12 protein-coding genes are annotated in these 13,654 nt (G+C 72.0%); 7 read left to right on the top strand and 5 right to left on the bottom strand.

Translation table 11 applies throughout. From position 1 onward, the window contains the following. Nucleotides 1-182 precede the first annotated feature (182 nt). The gene (locus ACSHXC_RS32410; RefSeq protein WP_438294920.1) at nt 183-2,537 is read left to right on the top strand and encodes a glycoside hydrolase family 31 protein; all 2,355 of its coding nucleotides are present in this window, start codon (nt 183-185) and stop codon (nt 2,535-2,537) included. Nucleotides 2,538-2,622: 85 nt separating this feature from the next. On the opposite strand, the gene ACSHXC_RS32405 is transcribed toward ACSHXC_RS32410, so the two are convergent. Beyond that, nucleotides 2,623-3,165, bottom strand: a complete 543-nt coding sequence (locus ACSHXC_RS32405; RefSeq protein ID WP_438294919.1) for an NUDIX domain-containing protein — start codon at nt 3,163-3,165, stop codon at nt 2,623-2,625. Between the two features lie 165 nt (nt 3,166-3,330). Between ACSHXC_RS32405 and ACSHXC_RS32400 the strand changes: the two genes are divergently transcribed. The 6 genes from ACSHXC_RS32400 to glpK all read left to right on the top strand — a co-directional run bounded on the left by ACSHXC_RS32400 (nt 3,331) and on the right by glpK (nt 9,020). Then, complete coding sequence (locus tag ACSHXC_RS32400; RefSeq protein WP_438296953.1) at nt 3,331-4,119, top strand: M15 family metallopeptidase; 789 nt, start codon at nt 3,331-3,333, stop codon at nt 4,117-4,119. Between the two features lie 177 nt (nt 4,120-4,296). Beyond that, nucleotides 4,297-4,674 carry an Mpo1-like protein gene (locus tag ACSHXC_RS32395; protein WP_438294918.1) on the top strand — a complete coding sequence of 126 codons (378 nt, stop codon included), beginning with the start codon at nt 4,297-4,299 and terminating at the stop codon, nt 4,672-4,674. A gap of 118 nt (nt 4,675-4,792) precedes the next feature. Continuing rightward, the gene (locus ACSHXC_RS32390; protein WP_438296951.1) at nt 4,793-5,221 is read left to right on the top strand and encodes a Zn-ribbon domain-containing OB-fold protein; all 429 of its coding nucleotides are present in this window, start codon (nt 4,793-4,795) and stop codon (nt 5,219-5,221) included. Further along, nucleotides 5,218-6,408 (top strand): lipid-transfer protein, encoded by a 1,191-nt coding sequence (locus ACSHXC_RS32385; RefSeq protein WP_438294917.1) that lies wholly within the window; start codon nt 5,218-5,220, stop codon nt 6,406-6,408. The genes ACSHXC_RS32390 and ACSHXC_RS32385 overlap by 4 nt, the downstream gene beginning before the upstream one ends. A gap of 346 nt (nt 6,409-6,754) precedes the next feature. Then, nucleotides 6,755-7,480 (top strand): MIP/aquaporin family protein, encoded by a 726-nt coding sequence (locus ACSHXC_RS32380; RefSeq protein WP_438294916.1) that lies wholly within the window; start codon nt 6,755-6,757, stop codon nt 7,478-7,480. Nucleotides 7,481-7,508: 28 nt separating this feature from the next. Then, on the top strand, nt 7,509-9,020 hold the full coding sequence (gene glpK, locus ACSHXC_RS32375) for a glycerol kinase GlpK (RefSeq protein WP_438294915.1): 1,512 nt from the start codon (nt 7,509-7,511) through the stop codon (nt 9,018-9,020). A 77-nt stretch (nt 9,021-9,097) separates the two neighbouring features. Here the strand turns inward: glpK and ACSHXC_RS32370 are convergent, their stop codons facing one another. The 4 genes from ACSHXC_RS32370 to ACSHXC_RS32355 are packed head-to-tail and all read right to left on the bottom strand — an operon-like array spanning nt 9,098 to nt 13,439. After that, nucleotides 9,098-9,703, bottom strand: a complete 606-nt coding sequence (locus tag ACSHXC_RS32370) for a GTP-binding protein (protein WP_053724432.1) — start codon at nt 9,701-9,703, stop codon at nt 9,098-9,100. After that, nucleotides 9,684-10,121, bottom strand: coding sequence for a DUF742 domain-containing protein (locus tag ACSHXC_RS32365; protein WP_438294914.1), 438 nt, complete (start codon nt 10,119-10,121; stop codon nt 9,684-9,686). Before ACSHXC_RS32365 ends, ACSHXC_RS32370 begins: the two co-directional genes overlap by 20 nt. Before the next feature lie 28 nt (nt 10,122-10,149). Beyond that, nucleotides 10,150-10,593: a roadblock/LC7 domain-containing protein gene (locus tag ACSHXC_RS32360; RefSeq protein WP_344376228.1), complete on the bottom strand. Its 444-nt coding sequence runs from the start codon at nt 10,591-10,593 to the stop codon at nt 10,150-10,152. After that, nucleotides 10,590-13,439 (bottom strand): nitrate- and nitrite sensing domain-containing protein, encoded by a 2,850-nt coding sequence (locus tag ACSHXC_RS32355; protein ID WP_438294913.1) that lies wholly within the window; start codon nt 13,437-13,439, stop codon nt 10,590-10,592. Before ACSHXC_RS32355 ends, ACSHXC_RS32360 begins: the two co-directional genes overlap by 4 nt. Nucleotides 13,440-13,654: the final 215 nt, after the last annotated feature.

Here is a 13,654-nt window from a genome sequence, read left to right as displayed (position 1 = left end):
TTTCCCGCGCACACGCGAAGGGGTGTGCGCGTGAGGCGGCTGACAGGGACGATGCCATGTGATCGTCTTCCGCACCAGGGTCCCCCACCCATAGTCGGATGCCCGGGCATGTGGCGCCACCACGGGTGAACGGCAGTTGAACGAACCGCACGCGGGGCCGTCCGGGTGGCAGGGTGAGCTGCATGAACGGCGATGACCTGGTGCGCTCGGTGAAGGCGGTCGGCTCGGTGCGGGGGCTGCGGACGGTGCGCTCGGCTCTGCGCCGGCGCCGGGCGGACGCGCGGGACCTGCCCGCGCGCGGACCGGAGCGGGCCCGGGTGCCGGGGGCGGTGATCGTGGCCGAGCCGCGGGCCGGCGGCGGTCTGGTGCGGTTCGCGCGTTCCGAGCTGGAGGTGCGGGTCGCGGTGGGCGGCGCGGTGTTCTGGGGCTGGGACGGGGCGGGGCCGGAGCCGTCGTACGCCCTGAGCGGCCGGGCGCCCGAGCCGGATCCGCGGGCGGTCCTCGAACCGGACAAGGACGGCGGCTGGCGGGTCGTGTCCGAGCGGCTGACCATGGTCATCTCCCGGCACGGCGCGGTGGAGGTGAGCACACCGGGCGGCGTCGTGCTGCGGCGCGAGCTGCCGCCGCGCTGGTGGGAGCCGGTCGGCGGCGGACCTGCCCGCTGGCTGCAGCGGTCCGAAGTGGCCGCCGACGCACGGTTCTTCGGCCTGGGCGGGCGGGCGCACGGGCCCCGGCTGCGGGACGGTGCGTACCGGCTGTGGAACACCGATCCCGGGGGCGGGTTCGGCCCGGGTGACGATCCGCTGTACATCACGATGCCCGTGCAGCTGGTCGTGGCGGACGCGGGGACCCACCTCGCGTTCTACGACAGCACGTGGGACGGGCGGGTGGTGCTGCGCGAGGGCGAGGAGGGCGCGGGGTCCGGGCACGACCGGCCGGGCGCGAGCGAGCTGCGCATGGAGGGAGGACCGCTGCGCTGCTGGGTGGTGGCGGGCACCCCGGCCCGGGTGCTCCAGGGCTGGACGGCGCTGACGGGCGCGCCCGCGCTGCCGCCGTCGTGGGCGCTCGGCCCCCAGCACGCGCGCTGGGGGTTCGGCAGCGAGGGCGAGGTGCGGCGCATCGTCGGCGGGTACACCGAGCGCGGCCTGCCGCTGTCCGCGCTGCACCTGGACATCGACCACTACGACGCCCACCAGGTCTTCACGGTCGACCGCGACGCCTTCCCGGATGTGCCCCGCCTCGCCAAGGACCTGGCGGAGGAGGGGGTGCGGCTGGTCTCGATCGTCGACCCGGCGGTCAAGGCGGAACGAGGAAATCCGGTGTACGAGAGCGGCCTCGCCGCCGGGGCCTTCGTCCAGGACGCCCACGGCCACGAGGTGCACGGCGAGGTGTGGCCCGGGGAGTGCGCCTATCCGGACTTCACCGACCCCAGGGCGCGCTCCTGGTGGGGCGGGCTCTACCAGGAGCGGCTCGACCAGGGTTTCGCCGGGGTGTGGCACGACATGAACGAGCCGGTGGCCTTCGCGCCGTTCGGGGATCCGACGCTGCCCAGGTCCGCGCGGCACGACCTGGACGGCCGGGGCGGCGATCACCGCGAGGCCCACAATGTGTACGGCCTCACCATGGCCCGCGCCGGGTACGAGGGGCTGCGCCGGCTGCGTCCCGACGAGCGGCCGTTCCTCTTCTCGCGCTCGGGCTGGGCCGGGATGCAGCGCTACGGCGGCACCTGGTCCGGCGATGTGGCGACCGGCTGGCCCGGGCTGCGTGCCTCGCTGTCCCTGGTGCTCGGCCTCGGCCTGTGCGGCGTGCCGTACTCGGGACCCGACGTGGGCGGCTTCACCGGCAGCCCCTCGCCCGAGCTGTATCTGCGCTGGTTCCAGCTCGGCGCCTGGCTGCCCCTGTTCCGTACGCACGCGGCGAAGTGGGCGGGGCGGCGGGAGCCCTGGGAGTTCGGCCCGAAGATCCTGGAGAGCGCGCGGGCGGCGCTGGCCGAACGGCAGCGGCTGCACCCGTACTTCGTGACGCTGGCCCACCTGGCGCGGCTGACCGGGGCGCCGTATGTGCGCCCGGTGTGGTGGGGCGTGCCGGGCGACCGGGCGTTGCGGGACTGCGAGGACTCCTTCCTGCTCGGCGATGCGCTGCTCGTGGCCCCGGTCCTGGAGCCCGGCGCCGACCGGCGGGCGGTGCGGCTGCCGCGCGGGCGCTGGTACGACACGACGACCGGCGAGGCCCACGACGGCCCGGGCACGGTGCTCCTCAGCGCTCCCCTGTCCCGGATCCCGGTCCTCGCCCGGGCCGGTTCGGTGATCCCGGTGCGGGGCGACGGGGGCGGCCTGGAGCTTGAGGTATGGGCGCCGGCAGCCGGACGTGCCGGGGGCGGCATGGTGGTGCGGGACGCGGGGGACGGCTGGGAGCCCGCGAAGGTCGAGCGCTTCTCGGCCCGGGTCGCCAATGGCCGGGTGGTGGTGGAGCGGGCCGACGGCGGGGCGGGCGGCGAGCTCGGGTACCCGGTGCGGGTGCGGGGGACGGTGCGCTGAGCCGCCCGCACAGGTGGTGCCCAGCGCCCCGAAGAGGCACGGGGAAGTGCGCGACCAGCCACAGACGGTCCGCGGTCGAACGCCGTCACTTCCCGCGGATCGCCTGGCGGTACTCCCCCGCGAACCACTTCCGTACCGCCTGCGTGTGCAGCGGAAACGTCAACTCGGCCGGTTCACGCAGCAGTTCCCAGCCCTCGGTCTCGTCGGTGGGCTGCGGGGGCGGCAGGACCTCGGCCGGGCGGGAGGGCAACAGGCCGAACAGGAGCAGGTGTTCGGGTGAGCTCAGGGCGTCGGCGAGGCGCACCTCGCCGACCGGGGCCTCGATGCCGGTCTCCTCCTTGAGCTCGCGTACGACGGCGTCCTGCCAGGTTTCGCCGAGGTCGATGAAGCCGCCGGGCAGGGCCAGGCCGCCCAGCTGCGGCTCGATGGTGCGGGTGATGACGACGAGGCCGGTGCCGCGCGCGTCGACAACCGGCAGGAGCGCGATCGCGACGGGGAGCGGATTGCGGTAGGCGACCGTGCCGCAGGCCGTGCAGTCGCGGGGCCAGGCGCCGTCCACGGCGGCGTACGGTGCTCCGCACGCGGCGCAGTGGGAGTCGCTGAGGGGCTGGTTCGGGGTCGCGGTCACCCGCGGACTCTAGTCGACGCCCGTTCTTAAACCGACAGCACCGAACCAACCAGCCTTCCCCACCCGCCAGTTGACCTGATAGAGGGTGTGCACATGACACGACGTACCGAACGACAGGACACCGCCTCCCGGACCTCCCGGCGAAGGCCGTCGCAGGCGTTGCGGATGCTGCGGGGGCTCGCCACCGGGGCTGCCGCGCTGCTCACCGTCACCGCCCTCTCCCCCACCGCACAGGCGGCGCCGGAGCCGAAGGCGCCCGCGGTGTTCGTGGCGCTGCGTTCCATCGATCCCTCGATCATTCAGGAGATGCGCTACATCACCCCGCACGACTTCGTGGGCGAGCCGATCGACGGTTACCGGCAGCCGCTGTGCATCCTGACCCGGCCGGCCGCCGAGGCGCTGCACCGGGCGCAGCTGAAGCTGCTGCGGCAGGGCTACTCCCTGAAGGTGTACGACTGCTACCGGCCGCAGCGGGCCGTCGACCACTTCGTACGCTGGGCGAAGGACCTGGACGACGAGCGGATGAAGGCGGAGTTCTATCCGCGTGTCGACAAGTCGAGGCTGTTCGCGGACGGGTACATCGCCGAGAAGTCCGGGCACAGCCGGGGCAGCACGATGGATCTCACCATCGTGAAGCTGCCCGCTCTGCCCACCCGGCCGTACCACCCGGGACAGCCGCTCGTGCCCTGCTACGCGCCGAAGAATGATCGCTTCCCCGACAACTCCGTCGACATGGGGACCGGTTTCGACTGCTTCGACACCCTGGCGCACACCGACGACCCGCGCATCCAGGGCGCACAGCGGGCGAATCGGCAGTTCTTGAAGAGCACCCTTGAGGCGCAGGGCTTCGTCAATCTGCCCGAGGAGTGGTGGCACTTCACCTACCGGCCGGAGACCTTCCCCGACACCTACTTCGACTTCCCCGTGGCATGGCGGTCCGTGGCCGGGCACTGAATTCCGGTTCGGCCGGTCGCCTCGTCACGGCCAGGTTGGATGCCTGTGGCACCTGGTTCCGTTTGAGAGCCGAGCGGGCGTCCGGGGCCACCCCCGTGGGTCCCGGGCGCCCGCTCTGTCTTCTCGGACGCCAAGGAGCCGTATCCGGTTCTCCGATGAGCGATTAGGTTCTGCCGCATGACGAACACGACGAAGCCCGCGTTCGACGCGACGAAGCCCACGTTCGATTCGTACGAGGAGTTCTGGCCCTACTACGTGGCGATGCACTCCAGGGCCGCCACCCGCTGGGTACATCTGGCGGGCACCCTCACGGGGCTCGCGATCAGCGCCTACGGGCTCGCGCGCGGGCGGAAGCGGTACGCGCTCGCTCTGCCGCTCATCGGGTACGGGACGGCCTGGCCCGCGCACTGGTTCATCGAGAGGAACAACCCGGCGACCTTCGGGCACCCCGGGTGGTCGCTGCGCGGGGACCGGCAGATGATCTCGATGATGCTGGCCGGGCGCGACCGCGAGCTCGGGGAGATCGCCGCCAAGTGGCTGGCTGAGAACCGCTGAGCCAGGACCCGGCCCCGACCGCCCCTCCCCAACTCCGGTTGCCCGTGGCACACTTCTGACGTTCCGTCAGAAGTGAGTGCCGGGAGGGGACTTGACAGACGCACGCACGCGCACGCCTGTGGTCGCGGGCTGGTTCACGGACGCGGAGGGGCCGGACTTCCGGCTGCTCGGCACCCGGTGCGCCGCCTGCTCCTCCGTCTTCTTCCCGCGCGAGGACTCCTTCTGCCACAACCCCGGCTGCGAGGGCGGCGAGCTGGAAGAGGTACCACTCTCCCAGCGGGGTCATGTGTGGTCGTACACCGACGGCCGCTACCGGCCGCCCGCACCGTATGTGTCCGACCCATATGTGGAGTGGGAGCCCTATGTCCTGGTCGCCGTCGAGCTGGCGGCCGAGCGCATGGTCGTGCTCGGCCAGGCCGCACCCGGGGTGAGCACCGCCGATCTGGCGGTCGGGATGGAGGTCGAGGTGGTGCCCGGCGTCCTCAACGAGGATGCGGGGACCACCTGGACGACCTGGCACTGGCGGCCCGTGGAGGTGGCGGAATGAGCGGCGACATCGCGGTCCTGGGTGCGGGCATGCATCCGTGGGGCAAGTGGGGACGGAGTTTCGTCGAGTACGGGACGGTCGCGGCCCGGGCCGCGCTCGCCGATGCCGGGATCGACTGGACGGACGTGCGCTCCGTGGTCGGCGCGGACACCGTGCGCGGCGGCTACCCCGGCTACGTGGCGGGGGCGACCTTCGCGCAGGCGCTCGGCTGGCAGGGCGCGCGCGTGACCAGCGTGTATGCGGCCTGCGCCTCCGGTGCGCAGGCGATCGACACGGCCCGGGCGCAGATCCTGGCCGGGATGGCGGACGCGGTGCTGGTGGTGGGGGCCGATGCCGCGCCGAAGGGGTTCTTCGCGCCGGCCGGGGGCGACCGCCACGACGACCCGGACTGGCTGCGGTTCCGGGTGCTCGGTGCGACCAACCCGGCCTACTTCGGGCTGTACGCCCGCCGCCGCATGGCGCTGCACGGCGACACCGCGGAGGACTTCGCGCAGGTCAAGGTGAAGAACGCGGCGGCGGGCGCGCTCAATCCGAACGCCCGCTACCGCAAGGCCGTCACCGCCGAGGAGGTCGCCGCCTCGGCCGTCGTCGCGGACCCGCTGCGGCTGCTCGACATCTGCGCCACCTCGGACGGCGCCGCGGCGCTGGTCCTGACCAGCATGGACTTCGCCCGTCGGCACGGCGCCCCCGACCCGGTCCGCATCCGCGCGGTCTCCACGGTCACTCCCACCTACCCCAGGGCAGTGCTCGATCTGCCCGACATCGCGACCGACTCGGCGGCCGCGGTCGAGCCCTCCCCGCGCTCGTTCCGGGCGTCCATCGCACGGGCCGCGTACGAGGAGGCGGGCATCGGGCCCGAGGAGCTGTCGCTGGCCGAGGTGTACGACCTGTCCACCGCGCTTGAGCTGGAGTGGTACGAGGACCTCGGGCTGTGCGACGTCGGCGAGGGGGCCAAGCTCGTGCGCGACGGGGCGACCGCGCTCGGGGGGCGGATCCCGGTCAATGCGAGTGGCGGATTGGCGTCGTTCGGGGAGGCCGTGCCCGCCCAGGCCATCGCCCAGGTATGCGAGCTCACCTGGCAGCTGAGGGGCACGGCGGGAGCCCGGCAGGTCGCTGGAGCCCGGGTCGGAATCACCGCGAACCAGGGCCTTTTCGGACACGGCTCCTCGGTGGTGGCGGTGCGCTGAACCGACATGCCCGATCACCTGGATACGTATCGGGCATCCGGAACGTACCCTCCCGTATTCTTCGCTCCGTATGCCAACAGCCCATGCTGTCGGCGACCTTGACGGTCCATCACGGCCGGTGAAAACTTCCCGTTGTCTCTCGGCACCGCCGTATTCCGGCTCCCGGCCGCGCAGCAGGCGCGCGGCTGTCCGGCGCCGCCGCCACGGATGATTCTGCCGAAGGGGCACGCTCGACGCGACGCCGGCCGGCGTCCGGGTTCGCTCCTCGGCCGGCCTTGCCGCCAGGGGAGACGCGCACCGTGCACGGAGACCGGGGCACACCCCGGGCGAGGGCCTAGGAGCCGCGATGAGCAACGGGGACATATTCGTCGGTGAAGTGCTCGGCACGTCGATCCTGATCCTGTTCGGGGCCGGGGTGTGTGCCGCCGTCACCCTCAAGCATTCCAAGGCCAGGGCGGCCGGCTGGGTCGTCATCTCCTTCGGCTGGGGCTTCGGCGTGCTCGCCGGGGCGTACACGGCCGGACCGCTCTCGGGCGGTCAGCTGAACCCCGCCGTCACCATCGGCATCGCGATCGACACCGGCAGCTGGGACAAGGTGTGGATCTATCTCTGCGGCGAGATGACGGGCGCGCTGCTCGGCGCCGTACTCGCCTATCTCGCCTACTTCGCGCAGTTCCAGGCCAACGCCGACAAGGACGACGCGCTGCCGACGCTCGGCATCTTCTCCACGATTCCCGAGATCAGGAACCCCGTCGCCAATCTGATGACCGAGATCATCGCGACCATCGGGCTCGTGCTGCCGGTGCTCTCCTTCGGCAACACCAAGGGGCTCGGCGAGTCCGGCGTCACGGTGCTTGTGGTGGCGCTGCTCGTGGTCGGCATCGGCCTCTCGCTCGGTGGCCCCACGGGGTACGCCATCAACCCGGCACGCGACCTCGGCCCGCGCATCGTCCACGCCCTGCTGCCGATCCCCAACAAGGGGACCTCCGACTGGAGTTACGCCTGGATCCCGGTGGTCGGGCCGCTGATCGGCGGGGCGCTGGGCGGCCTCATCCACCACGCAGCCTTCTGACCCGCAGCCTTCAGAACTAGGGGTAGCCATGACGGACAGGTTCGTCGCCGCGATCGACCAGGGGACCACCTCCAGCCGCTGCATCATCTTCAACCAGGACGGGGCGATCGTCGCCGTCGACCAGCGCGAGCACCGGCAGATCTTCCCCAAGCCCGGCTGGGTGGAGCACGACGCCACCGAGATCTGGTCCAAGGTGCAGGCCGTGGTGGCGGGCGCGCTCGCCAGGGCCGGGCTGCGCGCCGAGCAGCTCAGCGCGCTCGGCATCACCAACCAGCGCGAGACGACGGTCCTTTGGGACCGGGCGACCGGCAAGCCCGTGCACAACGCGATCGTCTGGCAGGACACCCGGACCTCCGCGCTCTGCCACGAACTGGGCGCCACCGACGGGCAGGACCGGTTCCGCGAGGCCACCGGGCTGCCCCTTGCGAGCTACTTCTCGGGGCCCAAGGCGGCCTGGCTGCTCGACAACGTCCCGGGGCTGCGGACGCGCGCCGAACGCGGCGAGATCGCGTTCGGCACCATCGACTCCTGGCTGATCTGGAACCTCACCGGCGGCACGTCGGGCGGAGTCCACGTCACGGATGTCACCAACGCCTCGCGCACGATGCTGATGAACCTGGAGACCCTGCAATGGGACCCCGAGATCCTCGCCGCGATGAACGTGCCCCGCGCGATGCTCCCGGAGATCCGGTCCTCGGCGGAGGTTTACGGCACCGCCGTCGGCCAAGTGGCGGGCGTTCCCGTCGCCTCTGCGCTCGGCGACCAGCAAGCGGCGATTTTCGGACAGGCCTGCTACGACACGGGGACCGCGAAGAACACGTACGGGACGGGGAGCTTCCTGCTCCTCAACACCGGAACCCGGCCGGTCCCCTCGAAGAGCGGGCTGATCACCACCGTCGGCTACAAGATCGGTGAGCAGGCGCCCGTCTACTGCCTGGAGGGCTCGATCGCGATCACCGGAGCCCTGGTCCAGTGGTTCCGCGACCAGCTCGGCATCATCCGCAGCGCCGACGAGATCGAAACGCTCGCGGCGAGCGTCGACGACAACGGCGGGGCCTACATCGTGCCCGCCTTCTCCGGGCTCTTCGCGCCCTACTGGCGCTCCGATGCGCGGGGCGTCATCACGGGGTTGACCCGGTACGTCACGAAGGCGCACCTCGCACGCGCCGTCCTGGAGGCGACGAGTTGGCAGACCCGCGAGGTCGTCGACGCCATGTACCAGGACTCGGGAGTGCAGATCACCACGCTCAAGGTGGACGGCGGCATGACCGCCAACAACCTCCTGATGCAGCATCAGGCGGATGTGCTCGGGGTCCCGGTGATCCGCCCCAAGGTGTCCGAGACGACGTGTCTGGGGGCTGCGTACGCGGCCGGTCTTGCCACCGGTGTGTGGTCGGACCTCGACGAACTCAAGGCGCACTGGCAGCGCGATGTGGAATGGTCTCCGCGTATGGAGGGCCCGGTCCGCGAGCGCGAGTACGCCAACTGGCGCAAGGCGGTGGAGCGCAGCCTCGGCTGGCACGAGGAGGGCGGCCGGTAGGCCCCCACGAACGCGCGGCCCGTACCCCGGTCGGTGGGGGTACGGGCCGCGCTGCGCGCTTCAAAGGCGCGGCGGGCTCAAGTGGTGGCGGGCTGGCGGGACTTCGCCGACATCGCCATGGCGTGCTCGACCACGCCGACCAGGATCTCCTTGACCGACTCACGGACCCGCGCGTCGCACATCAGGAGGGGCACCTCGGGGTCGAGATCGAGGGCCGCGCGCACCGTGTCGACGGGGTAGCGGGCCGCGTCGTCGAAGCAGTTGACGGCGACGGTGAACGGGATGCCGCGCCGTTCGAAGTAGTCGATGCCGGCGAAGCAGTCCTCCAGGCGTCGGGTGTCGGCGAGGACGACCGCGCCGAGCGCGCCCTGCGCCAGCTCGTCCCACAGGAACCAGAACCGGTCCTGGCCCGGGGTGCCGAAGAGGTAGAGCACCAGGTCCTCGCGGAGCGTGATGCGCCCGAAGTCCATGGCCACCGTGGTGGTGCTCTTGCCCTCCACGCCGGCGAGGTCGTCGACCGGGCGGCCCGCCTCACTGAGGCGTTCCTCGGTGCGCAGTGGCCGGATCTCGCTCACCGCGCCGACCAGGGTGGTCTTGCCGACGCCGAAGCCGCCGGCGACGAGGATCTTGAGCGTCACCGGATCGACGTGCCGCTTCCTGCGGCTAGAGCGCCCGAAGGCCATTGATCACCTCGCGGAGAAGGGACTCGTCCGGCAGCTCGGCCGGCGGAACGGGTCGGGTTACGTGCACCAGGGCGTCGGCGACGAGATCGCCGACCAGGACCCGGACCACCCCGACGGGAAGGTCGAGTCCGGCCGCGAGTTCGGCGATCGACTGCGGGGAGTCGCCGCATCGTTCGACGATCTCCACGTGCTCCGGTGAGAGCGTCTGGTCGCGGCCCGGGTCGTCGGCCGCGGGTTCCGGGACGACCACGGCGATCAGGTCGAGACGGTGCTGGCCGGCGCTGGTGGTGCGGCCGCGCGTCATGGCGTACGGACGCACCACCGGCCCCGCGTCGGCGTCGAACCAGTGGTGCGGCCGCCCGGGGGCCGCCGCGTGGCTCTGCGACTGCTCCTGGGCCCGTTGATCTGCGTCACTCATCGCGTCCCCCGCTCATGACGTTCCCCACTCACCCTCCGGTGTGCAGGCCGGTCCGTGGTGCGGTGGTCAGATGGGCGCCGACCCGCTTGACCATCAGTGTCATCTCGTACGCGACCTGGCCGACGTCGGAGTCGGCGTCGGACAGGACGGCCAGACAGCTGCCGTCGCCGGCGGCCGTCACGAAGAGGAAGGCGTCGTCGAGTTCGACGACGGTCTGGCGGACCTTGCCCGCCTCGAAGTGCCGGCCGACGCCCTTGGCGAGGCTGTGGAAGCCGGAGGCCACGGCGGCCAGGTGCTCGCCGTCCTCGCGGGTCAGGTCGCGCGAGGTTCCGGTGGCGAGGCCGTCGCTGGAGAGCACCAGGGCCTTGCGGATGGAGCCGACGCGGTCGACCAGCTCGTCGAGAAGCCAGTTGAGTTCGCCGGAACCGCTCCCTGCGTTGCGTGCTGCGGCTGAGTCCTGTGGCGCGGTCATCGACCGTCCCCCTCCGGTGTGGTTCGTCGTGCGGTGTCGCCTCGGGCGGGTGCGGACGGTCCCTCCGCGGTGTCCGATGCGGCGTTCTGGCGGCGGCCGCGCTGCCAGCCGCGCTGCAGTGCGGCCATGCGGTCGCGCACCTCGTCGGCGTCGCGCTCCGGCTCGGGCCCGTAGTCGGGCTCGGGCGCGGGGTGCCGGCCGTCGGGCGCGTCCTTGAGCTGCGGTGCCAGGCTGGCCTGGCGGACCCGGCGGGGCAGTTCGCCGAGCGGCGTCTCGTCCTCGGGCTGCTGCGCTGCGGGGAGGCTGCCCCAGGACGGTGCGGAGCTGGGCGCGCCCGGCAGGTCGGCCGGGTTGGCGGGCCCCGACGCGGGCGGCTCGGAGAGGCCCGCGGGCTTCACGGGCGTCAGCCCTGACGGCCGCGGCGCGGGCCGAAGGCGCTGCGGGACCTGGGGAGTCGAGGAGCGCGGCGGCTGGGGCGTACGGCGCTCGGGCAGCCGGTTGCCGGACGCGCGGCCCCCCTCGGGGGCCGGTTCCGGCTCGGAGGCCGGGTGGCCGCGCCCGGGGCCGTCCACGCGGCGGCCGTTGTCACTGACCAGGGTCGGCACCCGGTGACGGCGCGGCAGCGGCACGGGGCCCTGCGCCTCGCCCTCGTCGGCGGCCTGCTGGTGCTGCTGGCGGTCGTCGGCCGGATCGGGGGCACGACGGGCGGAGCGCAGCAGTCCGCCGCGGGACGCCTCGATCTCGTCGAGCCCCGCGGGCGCTTCGAGCACGGAGGGCGCCTCCAGGCCCAACGGGTCGAGCGGGGGCTCCAGTTCGACCGGGCCGTCCAGGACCGACTGGCCGGGGATCCCGACGGGCAGCGGGGAGAGCGCGCGGCGCGGGGCGTCCGCGCTCTTGCCGTCGCCCTTGGCGGCCTTGCGGTCGAGCCGGAAGCCGGTGCCCTCGGTGTCGGGCGCGTCGGTGAGCAGGGTCGCCGGGATGAACACGACCGCGGTGGTGCCTCCGTACGGAGAGGGCTGGAGGGAGACGCGTACGTTCTGGCGCTGGGCGAGCCGGCTGACCACGAACAGGCCGAGCCGGTCGGTGTCGGAGAGCTCGAACTCGGGGGTCTCGGCGAGCCGCAGGTTGGCGTCGAGCAGCATCTCCGGGGCCATGCCGAGGCCGCGGTCGTGGATCTCCAGGGTGAAGCCGTTGGCGACCCGCTCACCGTGCACCTGGACGGCGGTGTGCGGGGGCGAGAACACCGTGGCGTTCTCCAGGAGTTCGGCGATGAGATGGGTGAGGTCGGCGACGGCCGGGCCGCCGACGCCGAGCCGGGGCAGCCTGCGCACCTCGATGCGCTCGTAGTCCTCGACCTCGGCGACCGCGGCCCGTACGACGTCCATGAGCTGGACGGGCTTGCGCCACTGGCGGGAGGGGGCCGCGCCGGAAAGGATCACCAGGCCCTCGGCGTGCCGGCGCATGCGGGTGGTGAGGTGGTCGAGGCGGAAGAGGTCGGCGAGCTCGTCGGTGTCCTCGGTGCGCCGCTCCATGGTGTCCAGGAGCGTCAACTGGCGGTGCAGGAGCACCTGGTTGCGACGTGCGAGGTTGACGAAGACCTCGGAGACGCCGCGGCGCATGTCGGCCTGCTTGACGGCGGCTTCGACGGCGGCACGCTGCAGGGTGTTGAGGGCCTGGCCGACCTGGCCGACCTCGTCGCGTTCGTAGTCGAGGCGCGGCGCCTCTGTCTCGACGTCGACCTGTTCACCGGCGGCGAGGCGGCGCATCACGCTCGGCAGCCGCACGCCGGAGACCTCGTGCGCCTCCTTGCGGAGGCGGGTGAGGTCGCGGATCAGCTCGCGGCCGATGCGTACGGACATGAACAGCGAGATCAGCAGGGCGAGGAAGCCGAGCACACCGGCGAGCCCCGCCTTGATCAGTACGTTGAAGGCGACCGGCTCGACCCGGTCCTGGTAGCGGTTGCCGGCCTCGGTGCCCATCTGGGCGAGGTGGTCGAGGACGGGGGTGACGGACTGCTGCCAGCGGGCGGCGTCGATGTGCCGGGGGTCCTTGGCGGGCCCTGCGTCGACGATGGCGGCCTCGGCGGTGCGCAGGGCCTCGGTGTCGGGCCCGCGCCAGTACTGCTCGAAGACGTCGCGTTCGGAGGCGGGCAGGATCTCCAGGTTGGTGTCGTAGAGCAGCTGCCGGTTGGCCACCAGGTCGGAGATCCGGCGCAGTTCGGGGGCCGTCGTCTTCGGGGTGATGAGGGAGGAGGCGACGAGGGCGTCCTCGCGCGAGAGCATCTCGCGGGCCCGGGTGATGCCGACGAGGGCCCGGCCCTGCTTGTCCATCTCCACGTTCTCCAGGGCGTGGAGATTCATGAGGAAGCTGTAGCAGGGGTCGATGAGGCGGTTGTAGAACTCCAGCGCCTGCTGCCGGTCGACGCTGCCCTGGTCGACGGACTGGCGCAGCGAGGCCGTCGAATCGAAGACGTCGAGCACGGACTTGAGGCGGGCCTTGGCGACGGGCTGGAGGTCGCCGCGGACGTCCGAGTCCTGTGCCGCTGCCCGGATTTGGGCCATCGCGGTGTCGGTGGCCGAGCGGCGGCCGCGCAGCGCGGCGAGGGCGTCGGAGGGGCGTTCGTCGGCGAGGTAGACGAGGGTCTGGCGGCGCTCCTGCTGGATGACACGGACCGTGTCCTCGATGGGGTAGCCGACCTTTTTGACGATGTTCGCCACGTCCATCAGCTCGTTGGCCTGCCGGCCGGTGAGATAGGTGGAGAACCCCCACAGCGCGGTGAGGGAGATGAGCGGCACGAGCAGCAACGCCACGATCTTCCTGCGGATGGACTTCCCGCGAAAGCGCATGGCCTCCCCCAGATCAACCGTCAACAAACGGCGTGAGCCTACTACTGACACACAGACAACTCGAAGGCACGTCCGGACGATTTTCGGCCGCCGTCACGAACAGTGATCATGAGTTGTCCTGGTATTCCGGGAGATGACGACCCGCCCTACGGCTGGGGACACCCGTCATGGCGGCTTTTCGACCACTGTGGCAGATGGCTGGAATTCTGCGTTCC

Origin of the sequence: Streptomyces sp. HUAS TT7 (assembly GCF_051550175.1) — a bacterium.
In the GTDB taxonomy this organism is placed as follows: Bacteria; Actinomycetota; Actinomycetes; order Streptomycetales; family Streptomycetaceae; genus Streptomyces.
Note: the sequence above shows the minus strand (reverse complement) of the source record. Positions and strands in the feature narration are given on the sequence as shown.

Coding starts and splice junctions, on each gene's coding strand:
- ACSHXC_RS32385 (WP_438294917.1), top strand. CDS start 5,218: ATGAGCGGCGACATCGCGGTCCTGGGTGCGGGCATGCATCCGTGGGGC.
- ACSHXC_RS32360 (WP_344376228.1), bottom strand. CDS start 10,593: ATGACCGCGCCACAGGACTCAGCCGCAGCACGCAACGCAGGGAGCGGT.
- glpK (WP_438294915.1), top strand. CDS start 7,509: ATGACGGACAGGTTCGTCGCCGCGATCGACCAGGGGACCACCTCCAGC.
- ACSHXC_RS32355 (WP_438294913.1), bottom strand. CDS start 13,439: ATGCGCTTTCGCGGGAAGTCCATCCGCAGGAAGATCGTGGCGTTGCTG.
- ACSHXC_RS32380 (WP_438294916.1), top strand. CDS start 6,755: ATGAGCAACGGGGACATATTCGTCGGTGAAGTGCTCGGCACGTCGATC.
- ACSHXC_RS32395 (WP_438294918.1), top strand. CDS start 4,297: ATGACGAACACGACGAAGCCCGCGTTCGACGCGACGAAGCCCACGTTC.
- ACSHXC_RS32370 (WP_053724432.1), bottom strand. CDS start 9,703: ATGGCCTTCGGGCGCTCTAGCCGCAGGAAGCGGCACGTCGATCCGGTG.
- ACSHXC_RS32400 (WP_438296953.1), top strand. CDS start 3,331: ATGCTGCGGGGGCTCGCCACCGGGGCTGCCGCGCTGCTCACCGTCACC.
- ACSHXC_RS32410 (WP_438294920.1), top strand. CDS start 183: ATGAACGGCGATGACCTGGTGCGCTCGGTGAAGGCGGTCGGCTCGGTG.
- ACSHXC_RS32365 (WP_438294914.1), bottom strand. CDS start 10,121: ATGAGTGACGCAGATCAACGGGCCCAGGAGCAGTCGCAGAGCCACGCG.